15 protein-coding genes are annotated in these 15,748 nt (G+C 48.9%); 10 read left to right on the plus strand and 5 right to left on the minus strand.

Annotated elements, in window-relative coordinates:
* Positions 1-52 precede the first annotated feature (52 nt).
* A complete protein-coding gene (locus ACKFKF_RS28255; RefSeq protein WP_446870691.1) occupies positions 53-463 on the minus strand; it encodes a site-specific integrase in 411 nt (136 codons plus the stop codon).
* Between the two features lie 124 nt (positions 464-587).
* On the opposite strand from ACKFKF_RS28255, the gene ACKFKF_RS28260 reads away from it, so the two are divergent.
* The 9 genes from ACKFKF_RS28260 to ACKFKF_RS28300 all read left to right on the plus strand — a co-directional run bounded on the left by ACKFKF_RS28260 (position 588) and on the right by ACKFKF_RS28300 (position 10,254).
* Positions 588-1,706: an NAD(P)/FAD-dependent oxidoreductase gene (locus ACKFKF_RS28260; protein ID WP_446870692.1), complete on the plus strand. Its 1,119-nt coding sequence runs from the start codon at positions 588-590 to the stop codon at positions 1,704-1,706.
* A gap of 202 nt (positions 1,707-1,908) precedes the next feature.
* Positions 1,909-3,357, plus strand: a complete 1,449-nt coding sequence (gene dnaX, locus ACKFKF_RS28265; protein ID WP_446870693.1) for a DNA polymerase III subunit gamma/tau — start codon at positions 1,909-1,911, stop codon at positions 3,355-3,357.
* Positions 3,354-3,842 (plus strand): DNA polymerase III subunit delta, encoded by a 489-nt coding sequence (locus tag ACKFKF_RS28270; protein WP_446870695.1) that lies wholly within the window; start codon positions 3,354-3,356, stop codon positions 3,840-3,842. The genes dnaX and ACKFKF_RS28270 overlap by 4 nt, the downstream gene beginning before the upstream one ends.
* Positions 3,799-5,811 (plus strand): helicase-related protein, encoded by a 2,013-nt coding sequence (locus tag ACKFKF_RS28275; protein WP_446870696.1) that lies wholly within the window; start codon positions 3,799-3,801, stop codon positions 5,809-5,811. Before ACKFKF_RS28270 ends, ACKFKF_RS28275 begins: the two co-directional genes overlap by 44 nt.
* Before the next feature lie 438 nt (positions 5,812-6,249).
* Positions 6,250-7,527 carry an RNA-guided endonuclease IscB gene (gene iscB, locus ACKFKF_RS28280; protein WP_446870697.1) on the plus strand — a complete coding sequence of 426 codons (1,278 nt, stop codon included), beginning with the start codon at positions 6,250-6,252 and terminating at the stop codon, positions 7,525-7,527.
* A 387-nt stretch (positions 7,528-7,914) separates the two neighbouring features.
* On the plus strand, positions 7,915-8,793 hold the full coding sequence (gene recA / locus ACKFKF_RS28285) for a recombinase RecA (RefSeq protein ID WP_446870699.1): 879 nt from the start codon (positions 7,915-7,917) through the stop codon (positions 8,791-8,793).
* 188 nt (positions 8,794-8,981) lie between these two features.
* A complete protein-coding gene (locus ACKFKF_RS28290) occupies positions 8,982-9,221 on the plus strand; it encodes a hypothetical protein (protein ID WP_446870700.1) in 240 nt (79 codons plus the stop codon).
* Between the two features lie 54 nt (positions 9,222-9,275).
* Positions 9,276-9,926: a hypothetical protein gene (locus tag ACKFKF_RS28295; protein ID WP_446870701.1), complete on the plus strand. Its 651-nt coding sequence runs from the start codon at positions 9,276-9,278 to the stop codon at positions 9,924-9,926.
* Positions 9,927-9,987: 61 nt separating this feature from the next.
* Entirely contained in the window at positions 9,988-10,254 is a 267-nt protein-coding gene (locus ACKFKF_RS28300) for a hypothetical protein (RefSeq protein WP_446870704.1), read from the plus strand.
* A gap of 22 nt (positions 10,255-10,276) precedes the next feature.
* On the opposite strand, the gene ACKFKF_RS28305 is transcribed toward ACKFKF_RS28300, so the two are convergent.
* The gene (locus ACKFKF_RS28305; RefSeq protein ID WP_446870705.1) at positions 10,277-12,247 is read right to left on the minus strand and encodes a type IV secretory system conjugative DNA transfer family protein; all 1,971 of its coding nucleotides are present in this window, start codon (positions 12,245-12,247) and stop codon (positions 10,277-10,279) included.
* 122 nt (positions 12,248-12,369) lie between these two features.
* On the opposite strand from ACKFKF_RS28305, the gene ACKFKF_RS28310 reads away from it, so the two are divergent.
* Positions 12,370-13,473 (plus strand): DUF5895 domain-containing protein, encoded by a 1,104-nt coding sequence (locus tag ACKFKF_RS28310; protein ID WP_446870706.1) that lies wholly within the window; start codon positions 12,370-12,372, stop codon positions 13,471-13,473.
* Positions 13,474-13,577: 104 nt separating this feature from the next.
* Here ACKFKF_RS28310 and ACKFKF_RS28315 read toward each other — a convergent pair whose 3' ends face one another.
* The 3 genes from ACKFKF_RS28315 to ACKFKF_RS28325 are packed head-to-tail and all read right to left on the minus strand — an operon-like array spanning position 13,578 to position 15,679.
* Positions 13,578-14,177: a hypothetical protein gene (locus tag ACKFKF_RS28315; protein WP_446870708.1), complete on the minus strand. Its 600-nt coding sequence runs from the start codon at positions 14,175-14,177 to the stop codon at positions 13,578-13,580.
* Between the two features lie 25 nt (positions 14,178-14,202).
* Positions 14,203-14,760, minus strand: a complete 558-nt coding sequence (locus ACKFKF_RS28320; protein ID WP_446870710.1) for a hypothetical protein — start codon at positions 14,758-14,760, stop codon at positions 14,203-14,205.
* 13 nt (positions 14,761-14,773) lie between these two features.
* A complete protein-coding gene (locus ACKFKF_RS28325) occupies positions 14,774-15,679 on the minus strand; it encodes a M23 family metallopeptidase (RefSeq protein WP_446870711.1) in 906 nt (301 codons plus the stop codon).
* Positions 15,680-15,748 lie beyond the last annotated feature (69 nt).

The raw sequence follows: 15,748 nt of genomic DNA on the forward strand, positions 1-15,748 counted from the left end.
GGGCGAAAAGATGGACACTTCCCACAGATTCATCCCTCCAATCAGCAACGCCCTACTTCAAAGCATCTAGCACTTTTTGATGAGTCATCCCTTTCTCGGTCGCCAGAAACTGAAAAAACTTCCGTAGTGCAACCCGTAAGTCGCTTTCAGTCGCCGAGTCCATCACCTTACGGTTATACCAATTGCGAAAATGGCTATTCACCATCCCTTTAGTGATGTCTTCGATTTGCTCGACATCGGTGTAGCCACAAATAAAGTCAATAAACAAATCTACAATGCCCGTGCGCTTCCGCACGGTTTTGGGAACATATTTCGTGGCTAAAAACTCGGCAAAGTCCTGATTCAGTTGCTCCAAAGATTTACGGAAAGGCGCTCGGTTAGTCTCTGCTTGTTGTAGTGCCTCAAAGTACTCATTGATGCGATCGCCCGGAATCACGACCTTACCCGTAAACACCTTTGCCATCGCGATTGCTCTCCATTGCAGGACTTACGATTATTGTAAAACATCCCTCCACGGGAAAGACTTGACCTTTTTTGTTCTATAATAAGAATGATTATCATTCTATAGTTCTTTATCGCTCAGCCTCATGGAAAAGCCGGAAGCATTTGATGTGATTGTTGTGGGTGCAGGTGCGGCAGGCATTGGGGTTGGGGCTGTCCTGAAAGATTTAGGATTAGAGAATTTTGTCATTCTAGAGCGACATCAGATTGGCGAGTCCTTTCGACGCTGGCCCCAGGAGATGCATTTCATCACGCCATCATTCCCCAGTCATGGCTTTGGGCACCTCGACTTGAATGCGATCGCCCGCAAAACCTCTCCTGCCATTAGCTTCCGGCGCGAACACCTGAACGGAAAGCAATATGCCCTATACCTGGAAACCGTTGCCGACTATTTCAAGCTGCCGATTTATACCGGAGTTGAAGTTCAGAAACTTGAGCCTTTACGCCAGCATCAAGGATTTTTGGTTCATGTTCCTGACGGCATTCTCAAAACTCGTTTTTTGATTTGGGCGGCTGGCGAATTTCAGTACCCCAATTTGACCCCATTCCCCGGTGCCGATCTATGTCTACATAATTCACAAGTGCAATCCTGGACTGCGCTTCAAGGCGATGAATTTGTGGTGATTGGCGGGTACGAAAGCGGGATGGATGCAGCCGCAAATCTGGTGGCATTAGGAAAGAAAGTTAAAGTATTGGATCGTACCGGAACTTGGGCAAGCGGCGATACTGATCCGAGCATTTCGCTCTCACCCTACACACTACAACGAGTCGAGTTGTGCTATTCAACGGGTCGGTTAGAACTGATCGGAAATGTGGCGATCGAAGATGTGCAGGTGGTTCCTGGTGGTTACGCCATTTACAGCGAATACAACAAGTGGGTAACATCGACTAAACCCATTCTCGCTACTGGCTTTGAGGGCAGCTTAAAGCAAATCGCTCCTCTGTTTAATTGGGCTGAGGGACATGCCGGATTGACCGATGAAGACGAATCAACCATTACTCCTGGATTGTTTGTCGTCGGACCTTCCGTGCGTCATGGCAATGTCATCTTTTGCTTTATCTACAAGTTTCGGCAACGCTTTGCCGTGGTCGCCAATGCGATCGCCCAACGACTCAGTATTGACCCCAAACCCCTTGACACTTACCGCCAGGAAGGACTCTTCCTTGATGACCTCTCCTGCTGTGACAACGACTGTATCTGCTAACGCGATTTTGAAATTTGGATTTACCCGCACTCTCATTTCCCCATTCACTCCATGCCCCTCCTCACTCACGAGGCAATCTGTCTACAGCACTAACTTTCGTGGCTCTATCATTGTCTGTAAAACAATGGAGGTTTAAGCAACATTCATGAATTGACTGCCCCTGATTAGGGGCGACCGCCATGATGATTAAACCAATATCACCATGCCGACCCTTGCCCTACATCAAAAATATCGCCCTAAAACCCTGGCAGAACTGGTTGGACAACCTTACGTCCAGACTGCTTTGACCCATGCCATCAACCGAATGCAAGTTGCCCCGGCGTATCTCTTCACAGGTTCTAGAGGCACTGGCAAAACCTCTACTGCGCGTATCTTTGCCAAGTCTCTCAACTGTCTGAGCTTTGATGAACCCACTGATGAACCTTGTAGCACCTGTCAATCTTGTCGATCGATTGAAACCAGCAACAGTCTGGATGTCAGTGAGATTGATGCAGCCTCTAATAATGGAGTGGATGATGCCCGTGCCCTAATTGAACGCAGCAGCCTTGCCCCTGTACAGGGACGCTACAGGATTTTTATCCTGGATGAGTGCCACCAATTAACCACTCAGTCCCAAAATGCCCTACTCAAATGCATTGAGGAGCCACCGCCCCGTGTGGTCTTTATCCTTTGCACAACTGAAGTACAGAAGGTATTACCAACCATCGTCAGCCGCTGTCAGGTGTTTCACTTTCGGGCGCTGTCAATCCAGACGATCGCCCAGCACCTTCAGGAGATTGCTGATGCGGAAGCGATCGCTGTCGAGGATGACGCTCTAATGGCGATCGCCCGATTTGCAGAAGGAGGTTTACGGGATGCCCTTCAGCTTTTGGGTCAGGTTAGTTTGTTAGGTGAAACAGTGACCGCGAACCATGTGATTGAAATGACAGGTAGCGTTACAGAAACAGACTTACTAACAGTGCTGGATGCGATCGCCGCCAACGATACCTTTCAACTCCTCCAGTCAGCCCGAACGCTGGTAGACTCTGGCAAAATACCCAAACTGATTCTCAGCAGCTTGCTCCAAACCTACCGAGATCTACTAATCCTCAAAGCGGCTCCCAAAGCATCAGACCTGCTTACTAGCCCTGTCAACTACCGCCAATTAAAGGCGATCGCTACTCACTGGGATTTTGACACACTTAATCAGTCTCTAACTCAATTGCAGAAGGCAGAAGGCTATCTTCGCAACACAACCAACTCGGCTGTCTGGCTAGAAACGTGTTTGCTGAACTTGATGCCGATGTTGCGATCGATCTCCTTCAGATCTCCAGATGCGAAGCAGTCAGCAGCTAAAAATGGACATAGCCACAAGGCAGCATCGGAAGCGCCTCTGGTAGCAACAGTTCAAAAGCCTACTGACTTAGCAACACTCTGGCAAAAAGTTGTAGCCTCTGCTAAACCAGGAACTCAGAAGTTACTGATTCAGGCGCGCTTGACCAAACTGCAAGGCACAAAGGCAATTCTGGAAGTTGCCCCTGCATCGTTTGCGAAATTTGAGGCGAATCAACAGGCGATCGCGCGAATGCTTCAGCGAGTTACCCAGACACAGAAGCCAATGACCGTATTGATCAGAACGCTCACACCTACCAAGAATGGGAGATCTGCATGATTACTCTGTTGACTGGAGACGATCAATTTGCCATTCGACAAAAGCTGGAGCAATACAAAGCAGAACTTGATCCACAGTGGTTAGAGTTTTGCTATCATCGCTTTCCCGCCAGTGCTTTGGAACAGGCAATTAGTGCGGCACGAACACCCTCGCTAAGTGGTGGTAAACGGCTTGTGGTCGTAGAAGACTGCAATCTTAAGCAATGGGGTGATACTCAACTGGAAAGTTTGCAGCAACTTACTCAGGTGCCGGATTCTACAACGCTTGTATTTCTGGCAACGAATGTGGATAAGCGCCTGAAAATCTACAAGCATTTGATCAAGTATGGTAAGTGTTTCGAGCTTTTATTAATTCCGCCTTGGCGTACAGATCTGATCGCAGAGGCGATCGCTACTCAAGCAAACCTGGAAGTCGGAGCGTTGGGCAACGTTCTATCAGTGCTTGCGTTACGTATTGATCGACGAGGCGTATACCTTCTCAGGTAGCTATGGAGCCAATATGGCTTGGCTAATGCGTCGCATTCGGCTAGCGGTGGATCACTATGGTGGTTGCTCTAGAGACCTACAATTTATCTTTCTGAGTGCAACCTGTGGCAACCCGAAACAGCTTGCCCAGAAGCTAGCAGGACTGAAGCCAGCTAAACACAACCCAAAGCCTCTCATTTGGATTCATAGGAGTGGAGCTGCGGCACCCCATCGCCAAGTAGTTGTGACTCAGCCCAGCTACAATCTGACTGCGGATACAGCCCGCATTATCCAGTTCTTGTTAGGTCAGGGAAAGTCCGGAATTGCCTTTTGCAACTCGCGCCGGGGTGTCAGGGATCTAACAGGATTGCTGAAGTCAACCCAGGTTGCGGCTTTCTACGGCGGCATCAGTCCAGAGCGTCGGGCTGAAGTGGTTCAACAACTCCAATCCGGGATCATTAAATGGATTATTGCGACAGAGGCACTGGAAGCCGGGATTGACTTACCTGAGTTGGAGTGCTGTGTTCTCCGGGGATGGCCCGGCTCCAAGATGGCATATCAGCAACGCAGTGGGCGCGCCGGACGTGCAAAAGCAGGGATCACGGTACTGATTCCCAATGCCCTGAACCCCATCGATCGCTACATCACAGAACATCCAGAACTGTTGATCTCTGGTGAAGCTGAGGACGTTTTCTTTAATGATAAATACCCCATCTTTGCGGCTAAACATCTGCTTTGTGCCGCAGCAGAAACGGGCATTCCCACCAGCAAAATCAAGCACTATTTTGGTAATGCTGCGATCGAAGTTGCAAAACTTCTGATGGCTCAGGGACACCTAAACAAGGGGCGTAATGGCTTGTGGGCGAGAGGCTACCCGCACAAAGATGTCAATTTTCGGGGAAGCGTGTCTCAAACAACCATCAAGCTAATAGATGCCGAGTCAAGTGAAGAATTGGAGGAAGTGTCGGAGGACATTGCTTATCGGGAAGCGCATCCCCATGCCATCTACAAACGGCAAGATGGCGACGGACAAATGTTGACCTATCAATGCATCTCGCTCGACCTGACCAGCAAGCGGGCAATTCTGAAACAAGTGCCGGATAGCTCACTGTTCACAGTTGCAGTCACTCAATCGGAAACCCGCAGTCTCAAGGCTTTAACCAATCCGGTCGCATTACCGCTAAGATTTCTTAGCACAGATGAAAATTCTGATGCACCTGCCTTTCTAACGCTTGAACTCAGCTATGGGCAAATCAGCCATATCACTAGCGGATACAGTTTGATGACGCAGCTCTATGAACAGACCTGTCTGAACCGGCGCTGTTTGAACTACAAAGAGCCGTTACCAAGCGATCGTCGCTGTCCGCTGTGCAGCAAGCTGACTCGCAAGGCACTGATTATCAAAACCCTATCTGAGGAAAGTTTTGAGCAACCCTATCGTACTCAATTTTCAGCCCCGATGGTCAAAGTTGCGATCGGCTCCACTGCACAGGACTATCTTCAAACCTTTGCCAGAGAATCAAGAACGAGCTTGAGTCGCAGTGGGCAGCCAATTCCACCGGGCTATCAGCAATTATGGGAGCATCCCAGTAGCCTAATCGCCATACACAGCTTTGGGCATCAAATCCTGCGATCGCTCCAACTCTTTGCCAGAGTTGACCCCAGAGAGGTGAACTTTTCGGTGGTTAAGCAAGCTGGCGATCGCAACCATTATGCAGGCTATTTCTACGACACCAGCGACGGTGGGAATGGAGCTTCGGAAGCTGTGTTCAAACATATGGCTGAACTTGCGAGTGCTGCGGCGGCGATCGCCCGTGGCTGTGATTGTGATGCAGGTTGTGCCAAGTGCCTGATTCAACATGGTTGTCCTGATGGCAATACGGCTTTGCTGAAGCAACTGGGGTTGGTGTTGTTGGATGCGTTGGCAGAGCCTCTGGTTGAGAAAAACGCTTTACCCACCGCACAGACTGAGACAGAAATTAGCTCCTGATCAACCGTCAGCTATCGCTGCACACCCACCGATCTTCAGAAATGGAGGTCGGTTGTTCATTTTTGAGAACGATGGCTAACCAATTGGTAGTTACAAAATTAGACCTGGAACGAACACTGGCAACGATCAATTTGGAATTAGGAAATGGTTCTATTATGTGTCTGGGAGATGCCAGTCATGTAAGCTACCTGTCCTTTTGGAGGGGCTTTGGAAACAGTTCGGTTCTACGAGCGGAATTGAACCATTAGCCCAGAGCTTACCAGCCTAAGCCTTTACTGGCTACGTTTTTTGAGTCACGACGCCGATGAATGCGTGCAAGTTTGTCGCTCTGTCGCTGAAAGTTAAACAGAGTCAAGGGTCACTGAGTCAGTGCTTTCAGCCCAACAAGCTCTTAAAACATTGGCGATGCACACATTACCCGTTTTACGGAGACTTCCTATGTCCAACTTTGTATTTGTTCTTGATACCAACAAGAAACCATTAAACCCGATTCATCCGGGCACAGCGCGTCATCTTCTCAATCAAGGTAAAGCGGCTGTATATCGCCGTTACCCGTTCTGCATCATTCGCAGAACTGCTGATCTCAATGCACCTGTACAGGACTTGGAACTCAAGCTAGATCCAGGTTCTAAAGTCACGGGAATCGCCGTCAAGCAGGGTAATAAGGTCATTTTTGGAGCAGAACTACAACACCGAGGGCAGCAGATTAGGGATGCACTTTTATCCCGTCGTCAATTGCGACGGGGAAGACGCAATCGCAAGACTCGGTATCGTAAGGCAAGATTCCTGAATCGCACTCGCCCTGAAGGTTGGTTGGCTCCGAGCCTCCAGCATCGGGTTGCTATAACGATGACCTGGGTGAACAAATTTACCCGCCTTGCGCCAATTAACAGCATTGCTCAAGAGTTAGTACGCTTTGACCTGCAACTCATGCAGAACCCTGAAATCTCAGGCGTTCAGTATCAGCAAGGCGAACTACAAGGTTACGAAGTTAGAGAGTATCTACTGGAGAAGTGGAAGCGGCACTGTGCTTACTGCGATGCTGAGAATGTACCGCTTGAAATCGAGCATATGCAGCCCAAGTCGAAAGGTGGATCTGATCGGGTTTCTAACCTCACAATTGCTTGTTATACTTGCAATCAAAGAAAGGGAAATCAGGATATTCGGGATTTCCTCTCCAGCAAACCCGACCTGCTGAATCGTATCCTGAAGCAGGCAAAAGCGCCGCTAAAAGACGCAGCAGCCGTTAACTCCACTCGTTGGGCATTGTTCCACGCGTTAAAACAAACTGGACTGCCAGTAGTGACAGGAACAGGTGGGCAGACTAAGTTTAATCGTACCCGCTTCAACCTGCCTAAATTCCATTGGCTGGATGCAGCTTGTGTGGGCAAAGTGGAAAGCCTAGAAATCTATACCACTCAGCCTTTGCTCATTAAGGCAACGGGGCATGGTACCCGCCAGGTGTGCAGAACTGACAAGTTTGGCTTTCCGACTCGTTACGTGCCACGCAACAAATTTGTTCAAGGTTTTCAAACTGGGGATATCGTTAAAGCATTGGTCACGTCTGGTAAAAAGGTTGGAACCTATGTCGGACGTGTCGCAGTCAGATCAACAGGTAGTTTCAACATTTCAACGGCCAATAGCTTGATTCAGGGCATTAGTCACAAGTATTGTAGCCTTATCCATAGGAAAGACGGCTATGCCTACAGCTTCTGACAAGGAAACCCTGCCGAGTAGCTGGTTCTATGCATGAATGATAGGGGTATCCGCTTCTCTTCTGACTAACCTTCATGCTTCGATAAGAATACGAAAACCTTCTTCAGTAGCGCAACCGAACTTAAGCTGGCATTGGAAGGAGGCGATCTAAGAGATTGGGTGTTGTGATTTGTTGCCTTTAGATTCTTGGACGGGATAACTGCACAAATATTTTCTGACAGTAAAAATCCTTAGGAATACTTGATTGAGACCGGGATAGCTAAGCCGAGCGATCGCCCAAACCACCGCAAAAATAGAAGCAGAAATTAGTTCCTGAGCAACTATCAGCTATCGCTGCACCTCTGCTGATCTTCAGTAATAAAGGTCGGTTGTTCACATTTGAAGCTAATGACAAAGAAGCTAATAAGTCCAAAATCAGATTTGGAAAAAGCGTTATCAACAATTAATCGACAATTTGGCAATGGCTCCATCATGCGACTAGGAGATGCTGCCCACATGAACGTGAAAACCTTCTCCAGTGGCTCAACTGAACTGGATCTGGCATTGGGAGGAGGTTATCCGAGAGGACGCATTATCGAAATTTATGGACCAGAGAGTAGCGGCAAGACCACACTGGCATTACAGGCGATCGCCCAAATGCAAAAGCTCGGAGGTATCGCTGCCTTTGTCGATATGGAACATGCCCTCGATCCAGTCTATGCCGCTGCGATCGGAGTCGATATCGATCAAATGCTGGTCAGTCAACCTGATAGCGGTGAGATGGCAATGGAACTGGTTGAGAAACTGGTGCGTTCCAAGAGTGTTGATCTGATTGTGGTAGATTCCGTAGCAGCATTGGTTACAGAGGCAGAACTTCAAGCGGATATGGGCGATTTTCCAACAACTTCCATTGCCTGGTTGATGAGCAAAGCCCTCCGGCGCTTAATGAATTGCCTGCATAGTCAATGCACCGTGATTTTTCTGAATCAACTGCGTTTCAAGATTGGTGTAGTTTACGGTAATCCTGAAACAACCACAGGCGGTCATGCGCTCAAATACTACGCTTCAATGCGGTTGGATACTCGCCGGATTCAGACATTGAAGCGAGGTGGTGAGGAATACGGCATTCGAGTCAAAGTTAAGGTGGCGAAGAACAAGATTGCCCCACCCTTTCGAGCGGCAGAAGTTGACATGATCTTTGGCAAAGGCATCTTCAATGGCAATGCTCTCAACGAGTTTGCTGCAACCAACGGGCAAGTAGACAGCGATTTGCTGCTGTGTCGCTGATGATTTCAATCAAAACCAACCGCAACCCGAAACTGGATTACCACGATCTCCCACAAAAACGACAACTTCCCGAACCACAACGTTGTGGTTCAAATTTGGAGCCAGTTAATGCTGTCTGAATTCAGGCGGTATTTTTCCTCCCCTAACGGGGTAAATGGGCAGTTCTGATATCCTTTTCAGCAACACTTATGGAACCTGCTCAATTTCATCAATTCAGAAAAGCGCTTGGCACCTTCTACTGGGATAACGGATTTGAAACTTTCTGCCATGTAACTGGGTTTGATCCTCAGTTCCAACATGCTCAAGAGAAGTGGCAGCAATTTTCAATTTGTATTCAAGCGATGGGACAACTGGACGATCGCACATGGGAAACGCTTTTAGAAGCCAGTCTGGCTGCTCAACAAATTGAACCTTTACTACCTAGATAGAGAATGCAGCGGCGACAACCGCCGCATAGGTAAGATAGTTATCCCTTCTTACCTATGGCACTTTTTACCCTGGCTGATCTGCATCAGGTTCATCAACGTCAACAGCCTCTTTTGGGGCTACGCACTCATGAATCAGAACTTGCCTTTGGTCCAGCCGATCCAGCCAATTTTCAGTTGTTGATGAAACAGCTATTTCTGGGACTGCCAGTACAGCCTCTTTTGAATGCCTATCCATTGATGGCTCGATGGGTCGCTGAAGTTCAAGAACTGGTTCCAGAGCTTTTCCAGGCTAGGAAAAAACTCTGGCTTGATGTACCAATGGTTGCTCCTCTGAGGACTGGGGACGCTCCAATTTTTATTCAAGTTCAGGTTAACTATGGTCTTCGACGAGGGATGCCCAGACTTTATGAATGGGCGATTCGCTCTGCAAAACCAACCTGGCAAGATGCTGTAAAACTTTGGGCGATGGCTGTGCATTACGCCATTCCTCCAGAGAAGTTATCCCTGATTGTTCTGGTACTTCATCCATCTCTACCAGCTCAAAAACTCCGATTGCAGTGGGATCAAACGCAACAGAATCAGACACAACAGTGGTTAATGCAGCTCCTGATTCAGCCTACTAACCTTCCAGTGCCTGAAATCCACATCAACACTGATTATTCGTTACTGCTGAACTTAAATGCAATTCCAGAAGTGTCTCTGTAGCAAAGAATCAGCGTTATTTCACATCCATTTCTGCATTTAAGATAATGCGAGGTGTTTACTCATGACAACGCGATCGCCTCAATTAAACGATCCTACGCGTGCAATTCCAGTCTTGCATCCAACTGTGCCAATGCCAGAATTCTCATTCTTCCAAATCGTTAAAGTCAGGACAACCAAGGAAGTTGGAACAGTTGTTGGAATGTGGTGTGTCCAAACGGAAGGACAGTCCTATCAATGGCTCTATCGATTAGAAGGATTGACAGAGCGTAGTACAACCTGGTGGCAAGAATTGCAGATTCGTAGTTTGGATCGTAGACAAAATCGTTGATATGTTTGTCTTGATAACAGAGCTATTCTTGCAAACCTGGTGTCGTAAAAGTTCGTTTAGGGAAATGATCGAGTGCATCAGTCTCAACACCACTTTTTGATGACGATGCTTCTCCTTCATCGGGGAGTGGCAGCATACGCTCTGCTTCTTCAATCCGTTCATATAAAGCTTGGGTTAATGCATCTACGTTTGGCAGAATCACTTGACTTTCCAAAGCGGCTCTCACTTGTGCTTCCCATAGACTTTCACTTTCCTTTGCCCGTTTCTCATCCGCTTTAGAGACAGGAATAATGAGCGGATAGGGAATGGATGCCTGTCCGCCTGAACTATAGCCAGGACTGGTGATCACGCATTTGCCTTGAGGAAATTTGAGAATCTCATCGGCGCTGATCACCGGCATTTTTTGCAGATTCTCACTCCAACTAATTGAGCGGCTTATTTGTCCGCCAAGCGATCGCCCCGTCGTTCGATTTTTAATCAGCACTTCTTTTTCGCCGTACCGTTTTGAGTAATCCTCAGCTGTTTTATGATTGCCGGGATTGAACAAGACGTGGGTACTACAGGCAGAGGCGATCGCAGCCCCCATTTTGTCTCCGTAAATGTCATAGAGTTGATCCAAACTTTGAATGCCCAGGATGAAGCACGCTCCATTGGAGCGGTATTCGTTAATCCATTGTGGTAGGCGATCGAGTTTGATGGAGGGCAACTCGTCTAGAGAGATAATCAACGGGTCTTTGCGAGGTGTGCTGAGATTGCCCACAATCATTAGGTGAATTGCAGCAGCCAGTAGCGGACCTACCACACTGCGACGCTCATCATCCAACTTGAATACTACGATTTCCCGTCCTTCCAAGCGAGTTGGAATCGTGGATTTGCCAATAAAAGCTCGGAGCAGGTCTGCCTGAATGAACGATGAGAAGGTGCCTGCGGCGGTTGTTAGGATACCAGAGATTGTTTTTTCAGCGTCCTTCGCACTGAGGAACTGTACAAAAGAGGTAGCGACCCATTCATCCAATTGTTTGGATTGCACCGCATAATCGATTCGATGCACCAAGTTGGGCAGGCGCAACACGGCGTAGAGCATTGCCATATCGGGATAATGGGAACCCTTGACCAGTTGCAGCAATGCCTTTGCCAGCAAGTCTCCTGCCTTGGTGAAGAACTCGTCGCTCCGCCCGCCATCCCCCTCTCTGGCGTTGCGATTAATGACCTTACCGATCTCCCCTGCCATCACTCCATCGCGTGCATCCCGCATGTAATCCAACGGGTTAATCACGCCACTGAAGGCTTCTCCTGGTGCAAAGACTCTGACCTGATACCCATATCGCGCTGCCAGGGGTGCATGGAGGCGCATCTGATCACCCTTTTTGTCGTAGAGCAGAATGGGAAAGCCCTGTTGCATAGCACTTTCCAGCATTCGGTCGATTGTGGAGTACGTTTTTCCAGAGCCAGGAGCGCCAATGACCAATGTACCTCGTTCAGAACTGGGAAACCAAACCGTTGGGGATGCTCCCAATGTGGTTTGTATTGTTGTTATCACCCCGCGCCATGCTCCTTTTGCCCAATAACGAGATGTGCCAGACCAGAGCGTTACTTTGTTGTGTTTGCGTTCCCGGATTTGTTTAAGTGAGAGGCTGGTTGCAGCGAGTTTCTCCGCTGTGCCACACAGTTTGCCCGTAGTAATTTTGCCCTTACTCGATCCACTGATGCGGAGCAGCAATAATACGACCACCAACCCACCCAGCATCATCCAGCCCTGGGGATTGTTGTATTGCTGAAACATTTTGCCAAAGTCGATCGCTGCCAATGGTTGGGAATAGGACGGCACCTGAATCAAAGCAGTAGATGGGGGACTTTTACTGCCAGAAAGGGAGTTCCAATGGGTCGGCAAGGGGAGAGACATAGCAAAAGGCTGAGATTCTAGCGAAAATCCTAACGATTGCAGGTTGGTGAGTGGATCAGCTACCTGGATATTTTTTAGGGGGTGAGGCAATGCGATAGCTTGCGCTGACTTGTCAGTTCGCGATTTCCCAAGGCTCAATACCCAAATTCTGTTTCAGATAGCGTCTCAGGCTAACGCCTCAGCGTTGGGATAATTCATTTGGCTGCACTGCAATGGTTAAACCAACGAACTCTAGAAATAGCTCTACCAGCACTGCCAGAACGGGTGCTAAGACGGCTACTCCCAAATCACCAAAATCAACTGCGGCAACCAACTCTCGTGCGGCTCGAACCGACAGGACGGAGCCAGAAGACTTTGAGGTTGACACAGATCTACTCAGCGATGGCTACAATCAGGTGCGCCGACCGCAGTTGCCCTACGGCATTGTGGTTAATGACAAGCCAGCCGGGATTCTGATTCCGATCGATCAGTTGGAAAAGGCGGGCTGGCTTGCCATGCCGGATGAAGATGACCTCACGACGGTTACTTTCACTGAAGATGTGACGGGTCTTTTGATTACGGAAGCCCGGTTGCTCGTGCTGGCATTTGTGCCCGAATACATTCGCTACAAGTCGGATGTGGAAGACCTGGGCGGCACTGTGGTCGGACTCTACGATGAGTACCGCAATAGCCTGGACAAGAAATCGATGGATGTTTGCTCAGAACATGCGCTGTTGTTTCTGGATGAGGATAATCAACCCCTGCATACGATGCCGATCGTGGTGCGGTTTAAAAATGTCGCGCTCTGGAGCTTCAAATCAGCTCGTGAGGAGTTCTACCGTGCGCTGGAAAAAACATTTGCTGACTACTTCAATGTGCCTTTCAGCGGTAAGAACGATCGCTGGCGGAGTTTGGGAGTGTTGGAGGTGGAGTTCAAAGCCGTCAAGGAAGGGGAGGGCAAGAACAAACACGACTGCTGCAAGACAGTGGCGTATACCAAACCGACGATCGAAACATTGCCTCTCCTTTATTTGGGCACTCCTACGGCAAAGGCGCTGATCTGGCAGCAGCATGATGCGATCGCAGGCTTCACGGAACCTCAATCTCTGCTTGCCTTGCCAGGTGAGGTAGAAGCGGTTGAAGTAGAAGTATTGCCGCCTCACAAGAATGGTGCGACTGGTAAAGCTCTGAATACCAAACCTTCTACTAAATCTCCCCGAAAGATCAAACCGATTGAAGAGGATGAAGATTTTCTGGATGAGCTGGAGGAATCGGATGCGGAGCTAGACGATGAGGACTTTGATTTCGATGACGATGGACTGGATGATGACGAGTAATTCAATCCATCCCTGTGAGATATTCTGAATGAATTTCTGCTGTGGCTAAACTGGCCATAGCAGTTCTTTTATCTGCTACTGAGGGACTAATAATGGAAGTAATTTCAGGACTTGAAGAGTTGACTATCAGCAAGCTGGTAGCGATCGCCATTAAAGCAATAATTCAACTGTCGTAAGCGATCGCCTTCCATCTGTAACACCTCCAGACAGGGCAAGGCTTGACCTCGGTTTTCTCCTACTTGAAATAGCGATTTATTCGTTGGAAGGTTAGGGTTGAGATAATTCTGGAATACTTCTACTGTGGGTTGATTCTCTCTTAACCAGTAGCCAGCGTAGAGACAGCCCAAGTCTCCACACAAATTGGGAGTATTGAAATTAAACAGTGTCAGTTTGCCTGCCTTTCCGTCTACATTCCAGGCAAGCAGGTTTTCTTTGGCTTGTGCCATGTCCAGATCAGTGTTCGCTTGAATCACTTGTTCTAAAACAGGTTCAGGAACTACTGATGTTGCTTTTTGCCAGGGAACCGTTGCTGCACTGGAACTACAACCTGCCACTCCAATAAGTACCGATAACAGCAGAAAAAGACTAAAACCGACGCGAAACCAGTATCCCACCTGCCATAACCAGTAAGGTGGTGCAGGGATGGTGGATGTGCTCAGTTCTTGCTGCTGAGTTGGAGCCAGTTTTGAAGCTGAATCTGTCATAGCGGGTTTCCTTTTCAACTTGTACTCACTGCTGAACCTGAACATTGGCGGGAACCGTAATGCCTAACTGCCGGAGTGCCCAGATTTCCTCTGCAAACCAGGCAGGATTTCGAGTTGAGGCTGCGCCCTGGTTGACCTGTTGCTGAAAACGCTCTTTACCAAGGCGCTGAATCTCGCGCCGGAATCGTGCCAGTGTCAATTGTTGAGCAACGGACTGGGGCACAACACTTGCAAAGGGAACGCGATCGCCCATTGGGTTAAAAAACACTTCCTCGCAGCGTCCATTTGTAACTGCGATGATCAGATTAGTTGGTGCTTGGCTATTTTCGGTATAGGTTGCCAGCAAGTAATAGTCCTTGCCCTGTAAGCGATTAGAGCCGATCAGTTCACTCCGAACAATAGGTTGTCGGGTTTGTTGGGGAATACAACGACTGACGGTTTCTGGGATTCCAGGGGTTTGAGCGTCAAGCGGAAGATACCCTAACCCTATAGTGAGCAGCATACCCACCGCTAAAGGTAGCCAGAAGGTTGCAGTCAAACGTCTGCCAATGGATCTCAGTGAAAATTGCTGCTGGGGTTGCATGATTGATTCCTCCCTAAAATTGAACCCGCTGTCTAGGATTGATGGAAGAGCCGCTGCGCCAGTTGCCAGGGGTAGCACCTTCAATCACTTCAAAGTGGAGGTGGGGTCCAGTGCCCAAGCCACTCTGCCCACTACGAGCGATCGCCTGCCCCTGCCGAACAGCCGTGCCAGTGCTCACGTCCATTGAATCCAGGTGAGCATAGAGCGTCATCCTGCCATTGGCATGTTCCACAATCATGGTTTTGCCATAGCCTGATAGCCAACCTGCGTAGAGAACCTTGCCACCATCAGCCGCTCGAACCGGTGTCCCGATCGGCGTGCCGATATCAATGCCAGCGTGATTGGAGCTGCAACTGGCACAAGGACTGGAGCGAGAACCAAACTCACTGGTCACTGGAAAGCCTGGAGCAGGGTTAGTTAGCTTACCAGTGGCTTGTCCGGGTGTTCCACTGTTCGAGGTTGAATCATTGTTTTTCGTTCCAGAGGCATTAGCGGTTGTCCGGGTTGCGCTGGGAGCACAGGTGAGAGTGCCATTGCCACCGTTGCGATAGCGAGTCACAGCAGTGCGACCGTAATCTCGTAGACTCAGGCGACCCAGGGCATCGGAACCTCCCCCATCCACACGGCTGTAGTCACCACCGAAGTGTTTTTGGGCAACTCGTTCTAAAAGGCGATCGCGCAGCGTCTCCGAAGGAGAGTCGCCCGTAAAGGGTTGCCCTGTCGTTGGATCAATCTGTCCTCGTGTCACCTGAATTTTATTGGAGAGGTCTGCCATAAAGGCGCGATCCTGATCAGCAGGTGGAAAGAATTGAAACAGTTCTGCTTCAGTGGGTTGGTAGCCCTGTCCAATGCGATTTAAGAATCCCTGCCCCCCTGGCTTTGCAGCAATTAACTGCACTGCATAGGGGTTGTAACTCATGAACTGGTAGCGACCTACAGCATTTTTCAAGTAGATGTAGTACGATTAACTAGTCAGTGTCAGTAGAAA

The organism is Phormidesmis sp. 146-12 (assembly GCF_052939495.1).